Below are 13,660 nucleotides of genomic sequence, written 5' to 3' on the forward strand. Positions count from 1 at the left end.
CAAGGAGAACACCATGTTGCAAGGAACCTTCAAGCGCACCCTGCTCTGCTGCCTGCTGGGGGCCAGCCTCGGCGTCCAGGCCAAGATAGACGAAGTCCACTTTCTGATCCCGGGCGGCGCCGGCGGCGGCTGGGACAACACGGCCCGTGGCACCGGCGAGGCTCTGACCAAGTCCGGCCTCATCAACACCGCTTCCTACCAGAACATCTCGGCCGGCGGCGGCGCCAAGGCCATCGCCCACCTGATCGAGACCTCGGCACAGTCCGACAAGACGCTGCTGGTCAACTCCACCCCCATCATCGTCAAGTCCCTCTCCAAGGAGCTGCCGCAATCCTTCCGGGATCTCACCCCGGTCGCCGCCATCATCGCCGACTATCAGGCGCTGGCGGTCCCCCTGGACTCCCCCTATCAGAACTGGGCCCAGTTGCTGGCCGCCTATGAAGCCAATCCCGCCAAGGTGAAGATTGCCGGCGGCTCCGCCCGCGGCAGTCTGGATCACCTGGTGGCCGCCATGACCTTCAAGAATGCGGGGGCCGATGCCGGCAAGCTGCGCTACGTGGCCTATGACGCCGGCGGCAGCGCCATGGCGGCGGTGCTGGCGGGGGAAACCCAGGTGCTCTCCACCGGCTTTGGCGAGGCGATGGAGGCGGTCAAGTCCGGCCAGATGCGGATCCTCGGCGTCACCGCCCCCGAGCGGATGCCGGACGCCAGCCAGGTGCCCACCTTCTCCGAGCAGGGCAACCCCACCGTTTTTGCGAACTGGCGCGGCTACTTCGCCTCCCCCGACGTCAGCCCCGAGCAGTCCGCCGAGTTCGCCGCTCTGCTCAAGCAGATGTACGACAAGCCGGAGTGGGAAGCGGTGCGCGCGCGCAACAGCTGGATCAACCAGTATCAGGCCGGTCCCGAGTTCACTGCCTTCCTCAACAGCCAGGAGCAGCAGATCGGCGGCCTGATGCGCGAGCTCGGCTTCATCAAATAACCCTCAGCCTGTGGCGGGCCAGGCCCGCCCATCGGAGTCATCATGCCACTGACCAAGGAAAGGTTCGGGGGGCTGCTGTTTTTGCTGCTCTCCCTCGCCTACGGCTATCACGCCACCCAGATCCCCGGCTACCCGGGGGACGAATATGAACCCTTTACCGCCAGCACCCTGCCCTATGTCCTGGCAGGTGTCGGGGTCCTGCTCTCCCTGATCCTGATCTGTTCCCCGGGAGGAGAGCGACTGGGCAAGGAGTCCGGCAACTGGCGGCTGGTGTTCGCCCTGCTGGGGCTGATGCTGGTCTATGGCCTAGCCCTTGGCTGGCTCGGCTTCCTCGTCGCCACCATCTTGTTCCTCATCGGCGGCATCCGGCTGATGGGCGAGCAGAGCCTCGCCTTCGCCTGCAAGGTGAGCATACCTTTCACCCTCATGTTCTGGGCCCTGCTGACCAAGGGGCTCAATGTCTATCTCGAGCCGGGTCGGCTGTTCACCCAGTTGCTGGGATAAGGAGAACCCATGTTAGACGGAATCCTGCAAGGGCTCGGCACCGCCATGATGCCCATCAACCTCTTCATGGTGGTGGTCGGCTGCTTCGTCGGCACCTTCATCGGCATGCTGCCGGGGCTGGGCCCGGTCACCGCCATCGCCCTGATGATCCCCATCACCTACGGGCTGGATCCGGCTTCCGGCATCATCCTGATGGCCGGGGTCTATTACGGCTCCATGTTCGGCGGCTCCACCGCCTCCATCCTGATCAACACCCCGGGCTGCTCCGCCAGCATGATCACCGCCATCGACGGCTATCCGCTGGCCTGCAAGGGGCAGGCGGGCAAGGCGCTGGCCATCGCCGCCTACGCCTCCTTCGTCGGCGGCACCCTGTCGGCCATCTTCCTGATGGTGGCGGCGCCCCTGCTCGCCAAGGTCTCCCTCGCCTTCCAGTCGGCGGACTACTTCGCCCTCATGGTGCTCGGGCTCTCCGCGGTGGCGGCTTTCGCCGGCAAGGGCCAAGTGCTCAAGGCGCTGATCATGGCGCTGTTTGGCATCATGATCTCCACCGTCGGCATCGACCGCAGCGTCGGGGTGGACAGATTCACCTTCGGTCTCCCGGACTTGCGCGATGGTTTCTCCTTCCTGCTGCTGGCCATGGCCACCTTCGCCCTGGCAGAGATCCTGATGACGGTGCTGCGCCCGGGCAAGGACACCAGCCAGGAGGAGGCGAGCAAGATGCAGCAGCTCGGATCCCTCAAGCTGAGCCGGGACGAGGTAAAGGAGATAGCGCCCCCCATAGCCCGCTCCTCGGTGCTGGGGTTCCTCATCGGCGTGCTGCCGGGGGCCGGTGCCACCATCGCCTCCTTCATGGCCTATGGGGCCGAGCGCAACTTCGCCCGCAAGGGCAAACGGGACGAGTTTGGCAAGGGCAGTCTGACCGGCATAGCCGCGCCGGAAGCGGCCAACAACGCCGCCTCCAGCGGGGCCTTCGTGCCGCTGCTGACCCTGGGGATCCCGGGCTCCGGCACCACGGCCCTGATGCTGGGGGCCCTCATCGCCTACGGCATCCAGCCCGGCCCGCGTCTGTTCATGGAGCACCCTGACGTGTTCTGGTCGGTGATCATCTCCATGTATCTGGGCAACGTGGTGCTGCTGATCCTCAACCTGCCGCTCATTCCCTACCTGGCCAAGATCCTGCAAGTGCCGCGCCCCGTGCTCATCCCCATGGTGCTGCTGTTCTCGCTGATCGGGGTCTATCTGGTCTCCTTCAACACCATGGACATCTATGTGATGGTGCTGGTGGCCCTGGTGGCCATCGGGCTGCGCCTGCTTGACTTCCCCATGGCCCCCATGCTGCTCGGCTTCATCCTGGGGGGAATGCTGGAGGACAACCTGCGCCGGGCCCTGGTGATCAACGACGGCTCCCTGAGTTTCCTGTGGGAGCGCCCCATCACCCTGGGCTTCACCCTGGTCACCCTGGTGATGCTGCTGCTGCCGCTCTGGCAGTGGTGGCAGGCCCGTCGCACGCCGGTAGCGACCCTGCAATCCGACCCGACCTGATCCCAGCCATCACAAAAAGAGCGCCAAAAGGCGCTCTTTTTCTTGAGTTGGAACCGGCCACTCAGCGCTGACGGTAGCGCCGCTCCGGCCGGCCCACGGTGCCGTACTCCAGCTCCGGGCTCGCCAGCTGCTGACCCACCAGAAACTCCAGATAGCGGCGCGCCGTGGTCCGGCTCACCCCGACCCGGCTGCCTATCTCCTCGGCGCTGGCCCCCTCCTGATGGAGGGCCGCCAGCACCCTTTGCAGGGTGAGGGCGTCTATCCCCTTGGGCAGGCCGCCCGCCGCCACCTGTTGCAACGGGGAGCCAAGGAGCGCATCCACCGCCTGCTGATCGATGTCGGCCAACGCCGCCAGGGCGGCGACGCTCTGACGGTACTTCTCCAGGGTGTCGCGCAGCCGCTCGAACACCACGGGCTTCAAGATGAAATCCACCACCCCGAGGCGCATCGCCTCCTGCAGGGCAGCGGCTTCCCGCGCCGCGGTGAGCAGGATGACGTCGAGGTGAGCCCCGCGCTGGCGCAACTCCCGCAGCAGGGAGAAGCCCTCCCCGTCCGGCAGCCAGACATCCAGCAACACCAGATCGGGTTTGAGGATCTCTATCTGCTCTCTGGCATCGAACAGGGTGAGCGCCACCCCCAGCACCTCGAAACCGGCGAGGCGCTGCACGAAGCGACGGTGGATCTCGGCAATGGCCGGATCATCCTCGACGATCAGGATCTTGATCACTCATACCTCCTTGGGAATGTAACAGACGACGCAACTTCCCTGCGCCGTGGCTTCGATGGTGATGGTCCCCTGCAGGGCATCCAGTGTCTTGCGCACCAGGGCCAGACCTATGCCGTGGCCGGGTTCGGCCTTGCTGCTGACCCCGCGCTCGAACAAGGTGTCCGCCAAAGCGGGATCGACGCCGCCGGCCCCGTCCTCCACCTCCAGAATGAGATCCTGGCCGAGATCGCTCAAAGAGACCCGGATCGGCTGGTAGGGGGCGCCATGGCCGCGGGTCGCCTCGAAGGCGTTGTCGATGAGGTTGCCCAGTACCGTCACCAGCTGGGAGCCGCTGACCCGGGCGGGAATGTCGTGCAGGCGGGAATCCGGGTCCACCTCCAGCACCAGTCCCAGCTCATGAGCTCTGTGGTACTTGCCAAGCAGCAGGCCCGCCACCTTGGGCTTGGCGATGGCCCCCATCAAAAAGCTCAGGAGGGTCTGCTCGGTGGCCGCCTCCCGGCCGATGAAGGCGAGCGCCTCCCGGGTGGCCCCGAGCTCAATGAGGCCGGCGATGGTGCCGAGCTGGTTGTTGTGTTCGTGGGTCTGCACCCGCAGCAGATCGCTGTAGGCCTGCACCTGGGAGAGCTGGGCACTGAGCTCGGCCAACTCGTCCTTGCGCCGAAAGCTCGACACGGCGCCGATCAGCCGCCCCTCCTGCACCAGAGGCAGCCGGTTGACGATGAGGGACTGACCGTTGAGCACTATCTCCTCGTCATACTGGGGCCGGGGATCCTGAATGAGGGAGAGCATGCGGCTGCCGGGCAGCAAGCGGGTGACGGGCTGGCCTATGGCGGCCTGCGCGGCCCGCTCATCGAGGCGCAGCAGCCGGATGCCGTTGGGGTTGAGGGAGGTGAGCCTGCCTTGCTCGTCGATGGTGAGTATCCCCTCGCGCACCGTGCGCAGGGTGCAGTCGAGCTCCGCATAGAGGCGGCCGATCTGCTCGGGCTCAAACCCCAGCAGGGCCCGCTTGTAGCGTTTGGCCAGCCAGGCCGCGGCGACGCTGTTGAGCAGCACTATGAGCAGTGTCATTGCGAGGCCAAAGCGCAGGAAGCCCTGCAGGTCCGCCTCTATGTCCCGCACCAGATAACCGACAGAGACCACGCCGATGACCCTGCCCATCTCATCCCGGATGGGCCCCTTGCCGCGCACCGAGACCCCGAGGGACCCTTGAGCGCGGGAGATGTAGAACTCCCCCCGTAGGGCGCGTCCGGGATCGTCCCCCATCATGGGTTTGCCAATCCTGTCCGCATTGGGGTGCACCAGGCGGCGCGCCTCCTTATCGCCGATGACGATGTAGCTGGCACCGACCTCGGCCCGCATCCGCTCCACCAGCACGTTGAGGCGGGTGCTATCGGCTCGCTTCACCCCGGCGATGACGCCGGGCTCACGGGCCACCAGCCGCGCCACGTCCAGGGCCTGATCCCCCACCTCCCGGTAGCGCTGCTCGGCGACATAGTAGTAACTGGCCCCGCTCAGCAACACCAGTTGCAACAGACTGACCAGACAGAGAATGAGCAGGAAGCGTCCTTGCAACCCGAGCCTCATGCCTCCCTGTCGCCTCGCAACAAGTCGAGCAGCAGACTGCCATCGCGCAAGGCCTTGTGCACCTGCACCGAGGTGGGTTTGGTGGGATCTTCGTAAAAGTGGGTGGATTCGATCTGCAGGCGTACCAGGTACTCGGCGGGCAACTGGCTTGCCAGGGACTGGTGCAGCATGGGGAAGAGCAATCGATCGGCCCGGGTGATCTCTCCCCCGAGCAGCAGCTTGCCCGGGTTGAGCAGGCAGATGAGGTTCGCCAGTACCCGAGAGAGGCGGCCCGCTGCCTGGTGCAGGATGTCCTGACACAGGCTGTTGCCGGCCAGCGCCAGCTCGCACAGCTCGCGGATGGTGACGCTTTCGGGCAGATCGAATTCCTGCATCCGTTCGCGCAGCTCCCGATATTGCGCCTCCAGCGCCTGATTGGTCACCAGGGTGCAGGCGCAACCGAAGCCACCGCAGTAGCAGCGCTGACCATAGGGTTCGAGCTGCAGGTGGCTGAGATCCCCGAGCAGAGCCGACTCGCTCTCGATGAGCTGGCCATTGACCACCATGCCGACCCCGATGTCGTTGTGCACGAACACCAGCACCGCATCCGAGCAGTTCCTGGCGGCGCCCCACTCCCGCTCGGCCTGGATCCAGGTGCGCACGTCGCCGCTCACCAGCACGGGTACCGAGAAGGCCTCCTGCAGGGTGGGACCGAGGGGCCAGTTGCGCAGATCGTAATAGGGAAAATGCTTGACCATGCCGGAGTGGCGCTCCACCTGGCCGGGCAGGCAGAGGGCGATGCAGGCCAGACGCAGCGCCTTCTTGGGCAGAAAGCCCTCGATGGCCCGCACCAGGCTGGCCAGCAGCTCGGCACGCTCCGCCTCGTTGAAGACATGGCGATGGCGCGCCAGGGAGTGACCAGCTAGGTCAAACAGGGCCATGTCCACATAGCCGCGCCCCAGGCGCATGGAGAGAAATTGGAAGCGGCGCTCGTTGATGCGCAGCAGGGTCTGGCGACGGCCACGCCCCACCGAGCTCTCGCCGCAGGTGACCACCAGGCCGCCGTCCAGCAGCTCGCGGGTGATCTTGGTGATGCTGGCAGGCGACAGGCCGGTCAGACGGGACAGATCGGTACGGGACAGCTCCTTGTGCTCCTCCAGGCTGGCATAGACCAGGCCGTAGTTGAGCTGACGGATCAAATCGATACTGCCTTTCACGATCTCATTCATAGGGTTGGGGCTAACGAAAGGAACGAATGGCGCGATTTTCACACATTCTGCGCCGATCCCCAAATTTGCCGTCTGGAAATCCTGTCCAGACGGCAAAAATGTGATTAGTAACGGAAGCGGGAGACGAGTTGGCGCAATTTGTCACCCGTGCCTGCCAGGGCGCGGGTGGTGGTGCTGGACTCCCCGGACGCCTCGGTCAGCTCGCTGACGATCTGCTGGATGGCCACCAGGTTCTTGTTGATCTCCTCGGAGACCGCGTGCTGCTCCTCGGCGGCCGTGGCGATCTGGATGTTCATGTCGTTGATGGTGCCGACCGCCATCACCATGCTGTCCAGGGAGCTGGCGATGTGGCTCGCCTCCTGCACCGTCTCCTGGCTGCGTGCCTCGCTGGCCTGCATCACCTCCACCGCCTGCTTCACCCCGCCCTGCAGGCGCTGGAGCATCTCGTTGATCTCCTTGGTGCTCTGCTGGGTACGGCCCGCGAGGGATCGCACCTCGTCCGCCACCACCGCAAAGCCGCGCCCCTGCTCGCCCGCCCGGGCCGCCTCGATGGCGGCGTTGAGAGCCAGCAGGTTGGTCTGATCGGCGATGCCGCGAATGACCTCCACCACGGAGCCTATCTTACCGGTCTCATGGGCGAGCTGTTCGATGACCCCGGCCGCCACATGCACTTCGTCCACCAGCCGGTTGATGCTGCCGATGGCGCTGTTCACCACGCCGCGGGCCGCATCGGACTCGCGGGCCGCATCGCTGGTGGCGCTGGCTGCGTTGGAGGCGCTCGCCGCCACCTCCTGGGCGGTGGAGCTCATCTCGGTCACCGCTGTCACCACCTGATCCGTCTCCTTGCCGTGGCCCTGCATCTGTCTGTCCGCATGTTCGCTCAGGCTATGCAGCCGATCCACGGCCCCCAGCAACTGGTGACTGGTCTCCCCCACCTGGCTCACCACCGACTGGATCCGCTCGACGAAGCGGTTGAAGGCGGCGGCCAGCTGCCCCACCTCGTCCTTGCTCTGCACCTTGAGGCGCTGGGTCAGATCCCCGTCCCCGTCGGCGATGTCGTTGAGTGCGGCAACCGCATCCGCCAGCGGGCGGGTGACCCGGTTGCCGATCACCACCGTGGCCGCCAGGGTCACCCCCAGGATCACCAGGATGAACAGCACCCCGGTTTTCAGGGAGCCATACATGGTCTCCTCCCGCTCGCTGCGCAGGTTTGCAAGCTCGTTGTCGATGTCGTCGATGTAGAAGCCCGTGCCCACGACCCACTGATATTTGTCGAGCACCAGGTTGAAGGAGAGCTTGGGGGCATCCCGCCCGATAGAGGGCTTGTTGGTCCAGTACTCCGAGAAACCATCTCCTTCCCGCGCCGACTTGATGATCCCCTGAATGAGGAAGGCACCCTTGGTATCCTTGTCCTGCCAGCGGTTCTTCCCCTCCATCTCGGGCCGGGTCGGCAGCAGCACGGTATTGCCCTGATAGTCGTAGACGAAGAAGTAGCCGTCGCTGCCATAGCGCAGCGGCCGCAATATCTCCTTCACCTGCTGGCGCACTTCGGGGCTGTCAGGCTTGCCGTAGCTGCCCTCGATGGCCGTCTTGGCCAGCATCAGATAACTGCTGAGCAGCGCCTTGCGCTCCTTGATTGCCCTCTCCCGCGCCACCACCAGATCCGACTCCAGATCGCTCCTGGCCACCAGGTAGTTGCTGAGATTGACCACCAGGGCCATCAGCAGCACGGGGATGGCCCCCAGTAACAGGATCTTCTGCTTAAGTGTCATTGTGTCACCCTTTGTGCTGTGTTCATTGCTGCATGATGTCTGCCTAAACGGCATGGGAAGCTGGCCGAAAGGGAAGTGCGTTCGCTACAATCCCGCCACCTTTAATTATCGACCAGATGAGCTGACTCATGAACCTATGTCCTTGCGGTTCCTCTCTTTTTCTTGCCAAGTGCTGCGGTGTACTCCACGCAGGTCAGCCCGCCGCCACCCCGGAGCAGCTGATGCGATCCCGCTACAGCGCCTTCGTGCTGGGATTGGGAGAATATCTGGTACACAGCTGGCACCCGGACTATCTGAACGGGCTGACCGCGGCCGACCTCTCATCGACCGACACCCGCTGGGATGGCCTCGAGATCCTCGCCAGCCAGGGCGGCCCCGATGACACCCTCGGCATGGTGGAATTCAAAGCCTGGTTCCTGGAGGGGGACGAACGTCACTGCCTCCATGAGCGCTCCCGCTTCGTGCGCCATCAGGGGCGCTGGGTCTACACCGACGGCGAGCAGGATCCGGCGCCGCTGCGGGTCGGGCGAAACGACCCCTGCCCCTGTGGCAGCGGCAAGAAGTTCAAGAAGTGCTGCGGCTGAGGTTTCCCCCAAGCCGCCCTCTGGTCAGCCCCCGGGCTGGCCTTCTTTTCCCCGCCATGCTTCCCCCTGCCCCGCCTCGACGGTGACGTGAGGTTCATCACATTTCGCTCATCCCCTCACACCAAATGAGCGTTTACGAACATTAATTTGGCCCATATCAAACATTTTACGTCGTGAAGGCGCCACACTGGCCTCATCTGGAAGAGATGAGACGGGCAAGAATGAAAAGAATCACCACACAAGTCGTCATCATAGGGGGGGGCGCCACCGGCGCCGGCATCATGCGCGATTGCGCGCTGCGCGGCATCGACTGCATCCTGCTTGAGCGGGACGACATCGCCGCCGGCACCACGGGCCGCAACCATGGCCTGCTCCACTCCGGCGCCCGCTACGCGGTGACGGATCAGGAGTCCGCCCGCGAATGCATTCAGGAGAACCGTATCCTCAAGCGGATCGCCAGCCACTGCGTCGAGGACACCGGCGGCCTCTTCATCACCCTGCCGGAAGATGACATCCATTTTCAAAATACCTTCATGGATGCCTGCGCCCTGGCGGGCATCGACGCCCGCCAGCTGGATCCCGCCGAGGCGCTGCGCCTTGAACCCAACGTCAACCCGGCGCTGATCGGTGCCATCCAGGTGCCGGACGGCACGGTCGATCCCTTCCGTCTGGCTGCCGCCAACGTGCTGGATGCCAAGGAGCACGGCGCCCGCATCTTCACCCACAGCAAGGTGCTGGGGCTTTTGCGCACCCAGGATAGGGTGCACGGGGTCAAGGCCATCAACACCCGCACCGGCGAAGCGTTCGAGGTGGAGTGCCAGGAGGTGATCAACGCCGCCGGCATCTGGGGCCAGCAGATCTGCGAGTACGCCGATCTCGGCATCCGCATGTTCCCGGCCAAGGGCTCATTGCTCATCATGGATTACCGCATCAACCAGCTGGTGCTCAACCGCTGCCGCAAACCGGCGGACGCGGACATTCTGGTGCCGGGCGATACCATCTCCCTCATCGGCACCACGTCGAGTCGCATCGATTACCACAAGATTGACCAGCTCACCGTCGAGCCAGAAGAGGTGGAGGTGCTGCTGCGCGAGGGGATAAAACTGGCCCCCATCATGGCCCGCACCCGATTGCTACGGGCCTACGCCGGCGTTCGCCCCCTGGTGGCGGTGGATGGCGACGAGTCCGGCCGCAACATCAGCCGCGGCATAGTGCTGCTGGATCACGCCGAACGTGACGGCCTCCAGGGGTTCAACACCATCACAGGCGGCAAGCTGATGACCTACCGGCTGATGGCCGAATGGGCCACCGACTTGCTTGCCAAAAAGCTTGGCAACAGCAAGCCCTGCCGCACCGCCGAGCTGAGCCTGCCCGGCTCGCGGGATCCGGAGAAGGTCTCCGCCCCCGGCCTCTCGGTACCCGCCGAAGGCTCGGCCCAGTACCGCCACGGCGAGCGGGTCATCGCCTTTTTCCGCGACAACCCCAAGGCCAACGCCCTCATCTGCGAGTGCGAAATGGTGACCGCGGGCGAGATTGAATACGCCCTGCGCGAGCTCGACGTGGACAACCTGGTGGACTTGCGCCGCCGCACCCGCCTTGGCATGGGGCCCTGTCAGGGGGAGCTGTGCGCCTATCGCGCCGCCGGCCTGATGCAGGAGTACGGCAAGGCGGACGGTCGCCAGGCCTGCGTCATGCTGCGCCAGTTCCTGGAGGAGCGCTACAAGGGTACACGCCCCGTGCTCTGGGGCGATGCCCTGCGGGAAGCGGAATTTACCTACTGGATCTACGAGGGGCTGTTCGGCCTTGGTGAGTGGACGGCCCCCCACCTGGTGAGCGAGCCCCCCTTCCCGCTTGATGCCAGCACCGCCAATTCCACCAAGGAGCGCAGCCATGAAATTTGACAGCATCGTGATCGGCGGCGGCATGGCGGGCCTCTCGGCGGCCCTGCGCCTGGCCGAGGCCGGCCAGAAGACCCTGCTGATGGCCTCCGGCCAGAGCGCCCTGCACTTCTCCTCCGGCTCGGTGGATCTGCTGGAGAGCGAGGGAGATCCCCGCGCCGCCCTGCCCGCCTTCATGGCGGCCCATCCGGATCACCCTTACAGCAAGGTGGGGATGCAGAATATCGAAGGGAGTCTGGCCGATCTGCAACGCCACTGCGCAGAAGAGGGGCTGCCCTTGATGCGCCAAGAGCACAACCACCATCGCCTGACCCCCATCGGCACCCTGAAATCCACCTGGCTCTCCCCCGACACTTGCGCCTGCGTGACTGATGCCCCCGCCCCGGACGCCATCCTGCTCGCCACCCTGGAAGGGTTTCGCGATTTTCACCCGGCGCTCGCGGCGGCGAATCTCGCGACCCACGCCCGCTTTGCCCACAGCCGCATCCTGACCGGGGAAATTCGCCTGCCCCAGCTCGCCCAGTTCAGCCGCAATCCCCACGAGTTTCGCTCCGCCGACATCGCCCGCCTGTTCGACAAGCAGGGGCCTGGCCAGCAGGACCTGCTGGCGGATCTGGCTCGCGAGATCAGCCGCATGGTGCAGGGATGCGGCGTGCCCAGCTGTCGCCATATCGTGCTGCCCGCCTGCCTGTCGCTGGGGCTGGTCGGCCCGCGTCTGAGCGAGCTGGAACGACGCACCGGCTGCACCATCAAGGAGGTGGCCACCATGCCGCCGTCCCTCATCGGCATGCGGATGCAGGAGGCCCTCAAGCGCCGCTTCATGGCCCTTGGCGGCACCTTCCTCACCAGCGAGCGGGTGCTGGGCGCCCGCTATGACAGCGACAAGGTGATCGGGGTGCACAGCCAGCACGGGGAGGATCAGCTGTTCGAGGCCGACCACTTCGTGCTCGCCTCCGGCAGCTTCTTCAGCCGCGGGCTGGAGTCGCGCCTCGGGGGCATTCGTGAACCCATCTTCGATGCCGACGTACTGAGCCTTGCCGAGCGCGACGCCTGGGCCGGCCGCCGCCTGTTCGACCACCACCCCTTCATGGGCTTCGGGGTCAAGACCGACGAGCGGCTGCGGGTGCTGCGCGGCGGCAGGCCCCTCACCAACCTTTACGGCGCCGGCAGCGTGCTGGCGCACTATGACCCCATTAAAGAAGGTTCCGGCTCCGGCGTGGCCGTTGCCACCGGCTGGCAAGCCGCTGGCCATATTCTGGCGGAGGGCTGAGATGAATCACATATTCCCACTCCAACGACACGGCGTGCTGGCCCACGACGATGCCCAATCCAAGGAGGGCTCTGGCTCAGGTGTCGCGGTTGCCACCGGCTGGCAGGCTGCCGGTCACATTTTGAGTTCAGCCCAATGATGATTTTGTCCCATATCCCGTGCCTTCACACCCAACGGGAGGAGAACTGACATGCTACTGGATCATGCCAACCAAACCTTCGATCAGTGCATCAAATGCACCGTCTGTACCGCCTACTGCCCGGTGGCCAAGGCCAACCCGGCCTACCCAGGCCCCAAGCAGGCGGGCCCGGATGGGGAGCGGCTGCGCATCAAGAGCCCGGAGCTCTTTGACAGCGCCCTCAAGTACTGCACCAACTGCAAGCGCTGCGAGGTGGCCTGCCCGAGCGGGGTACGCATCGGCGACATCATCGCCAAGGCCAAGCACCAGTACAGCGGCTTCAAGCCGGGGATCCGCGAGTTCGTGCTCTCCCACACCGACCTGATGGGCAGCATGTCCACCCTGATGGCCCCGGTGGTCAACTTCACCACCGGCCTCAAGCCGATGAAGCTGGTGCTGGACAAGGCGCTGGGGGTCTCCTCCCACCGCGACCTGCCCAAGTACTCCCAGGGCACCTTCCGCGGCTGGTACAAAAAGCAGAAAGCGAGTCAGGCCCGCTTTGCGCGCCAGATCGCCTACTTCCACGGCTGCTACGTCAACTACAACCACCCGCAGCTTGGCAAGGAGCTGGTGCAGGTGCTCAACGCCATGAACATCGGCGTCCAGTTGCTGGAGCGGGAGAAGTGCTGCGGCGTGCCGCTGATTGCCAACGGCTTCATGGACAAGGCCAGGCAGCAGGCGGCTTTCAACATCCAGCAGTTGGAGAACACCCTGCTCGGCAACGAGATGCCGCTCTTGGCCACCTCCTCCACCTGCGGCTTCACCCTGCGGGACGAATATCCCCACCTGCTGGAGCAGGACAACCACAAGGTGCGGGATCGCATCTCCCTGGTGACCCGCTTCCTGTGGAACGAGTTCGATCGGGGCAACAAACCGGCCATGAAGCCCCTCAATCTGCACATCGCCTACCACACCCCCTGTCACCTGGAGAAGATGGGGGGGGTCATCTATACCCTCGAACTGCTGCGGGCCATCCCCGGCGTCAAGGTAACGGTGCTGGACTCCCAGTGCTGTGGCATCGCCGGCACCTACGGTTTCAAGTCGGAGAACTACGACACCAGCCAGGCCATCGGTGAAGGGCTGTTCGATCAGATAAACCGGCTCAAACCCGATCTGGTCATCACCGACTGCGAGACCTGCAAGTGGCAGATCGAGATGAGCACGGCGTTTCGCTGCGAACACCCGGTGCACCTGCTGGCACGGGCGCTGGCCTGACCGCCATCCCCCCGGTCCGCCCATCATCACGGGCACCGGCTTGGAGGCGACACGCCCCGGTCAATGCCTGCGCCCCCTCTGGCCGGCATTGACCGGGATCGGCGCGGCAAGGCCCTGACGCCGCCCGGGCAGCCCGATGGGAGGCTTGGGCGGCGAACTATTTTGGTTGTTTGAACCACCCACACAGTGAAAAGCAGCA

Annotated in this window: 11 protein-coding genes; 7 read left to right on the top strand and 4 right to left on the bottom strand. The window is 65.0% G+C overall.

Annotation, left to right across the window (positions count from 1 at the left end; genetic code table 11):
- Positions 1 to 13: 13 nt before the first annotated feature.
- The 3 genes from OKC41_RS03360 to OKC41_RS03370 are packed head-to-tail and all read left to right on the top strand — an operon-like array spanning position 14 to position 3,025.
- Positions 14 to 979, top strand: a complete 966-nt coding sequence (locus OKC41_RS03360; protein WP_039041031.1) for a tripartite tricarboxylate transporter substrate binding protein — start codon at positions 14 to 16, stop codon at positions 977 to 979.
- A gap of 42 nt (positions 980 to 1,021) precedes the next feature.
- Complete coding sequence (locus tag OKC41_RS03365) at positions 1,022 to 1,483, top strand: tripartite tricarboxylate transporter TctB family protein (protein WP_201893813.1); 462 nt, start codon at positions 1,022 to 1,024, stop codon at positions 1,481 to 1,483.
- A 9-nt stretch (positions 1,484 to 1,492) separates the two neighbouring features.
- Positions 1,493 to 3,025 carry a tripartite tricarboxylate transporter permease gene (locus OKC41_RS03370; protein ID WP_039041029.1) on the top strand — a complete coding sequence of 511 codons (1,533 nt, stop codon included), beginning with the start codon at positions 1,493 to 1,495 and terminating at the stop codon, positions 3,023 to 3,025.
- Positions 3,026 to 3,086: 61 nt separating this feature from the next.
- On the opposite strand, the gene OKC41_RS03375 is transcribed toward OKC41_RS03370, so the two are convergent.
- The 4 genes from OKC41_RS03375 to OKC41_RS03390 all read right to left on the bottom strand — a co-directional run bounded on the left by OKC41_RS03375 (position 3,087) and on the right by OKC41_RS03390 (position 8,316).
- The gene (locus OKC41_RS03375) at positions 3,087 to 3,752 is read right to left on the bottom strand and encodes a response regulator (RefSeq protein WP_039041028.1); all 666 of its coding nucleotides are present in this window, start codon (positions 3,750 to 3,752) and stop codon (positions 3,087 to 3,089) included.
- Positions 3,753 to 5,336, bottom strand: coding sequence for a sensor histidine kinase (locus OKC41_RS03380; RefSeq protein ID WP_270671747.1), 1,584 nt, complete (start codon positions 5,334 to 5,336; stop codon positions 3,753 to 3,755).
- Positions 5,333 to 6,544, bottom strand: a complete 1,212-nt coding sequence (locus tag OKC41_RS03385) for an ROK family transcriptional regulator (RefSeq protein ID WP_042016542.1) — start codon at positions 6,542 to 6,544, stop codon at positions 5,333 to 5,335. The genes OKC41_RS03380 and OKC41_RS03385 overlap by 4 nt, the downstream gene beginning before the upstream one ends.
- Before the next feature lie 104 nt (positions 6,545 to 6,648).
- Entirely contained in the window at positions 6,649 to 8,316 is a 1,668-nt protein-coding gene (locus OKC41_RS03390; RefSeq protein ID WP_270671748.1) for a methyl-accepting chemotaxis protein, read from the bottom strand.
- Positions 8,317 to 8,444: 128 nt separating this feature from the next.
- Between OKC41_RS03390 and OKC41_RS03395 the strand changes: the two genes are divergently transcribed.
- The 4 genes from OKC41_RS03395 (at position 8,445) to glpC (ending at position 13,461) form a co-directional block, all read left to right on the top strand.
- Positions 8,445 to 8,900 (top strand): YchJ family protein, encoded by a 456-nt coding sequence (locus OKC41_RS03395; RefSeq protein WP_080768035.1) that lies wholly within the window; start codon positions 8,445 to 8,447, stop codon positions 8,898 to 8,900.
- A 221-nt stretch (positions 8,901 to 9,121) separates the two neighbouring features.
- Positions 9,122 to 10,801 (top strand): anaerobic glycerol-3-phosphate dehydrogenase subunit A, encoded by a 1,680-nt coding sequence (gene glpA / locus OKC41_RS03400; RefSeq protein WP_124244205.1) that lies wholly within the window; start codon positions 9,122 to 9,124, stop codon positions 10,799 to 10,801.
- Positions 10,791 to 12,068 carry a glycerol-3-phosphate dehydrogenase subunit GlpB gene (gene glpB, locus OKC41_RS03405; RefSeq protein ID WP_201893809.1) on the top strand — a complete coding sequence of 426 codons (1,278 nt, stop codon included), beginning with the start codon at positions 10,791 to 10,793 and terminating at the stop codon, positions 12,066 to 12,068. Before glpA ends, glpB begins: the two co-directional genes overlap by 11 nt.
- Positions 12,069 to 12,258: 190 nt before the next feature.
- The gene (gene glpC, locus OKC41_RS03410; RefSeq protein ID WP_201893807.1) at positions 12,259 to 13,461 is read left to right on the top strand and encodes an anaerobic glycerol-3-phosphate dehydrogenase subunit GlpC; all 1,203 of its coding nucleotides are present in this window, start codon (positions 12,259 to 12,261) and stop codon (positions 13,459 to 13,461) included.
- Positions 13,462 to 13,660: the final 199 nt, after the last annotated feature.

Origin of the sequence: Aeromonas sp. QDB17 (assembly GCF_027705305.1) — a bacterium.
GTDB lineage: Bacteria > Pseudomonadota > Gammaproteobacteria > Enterobacterales > Aeromonadaceae > Aeromonas > Aeromonas caviae.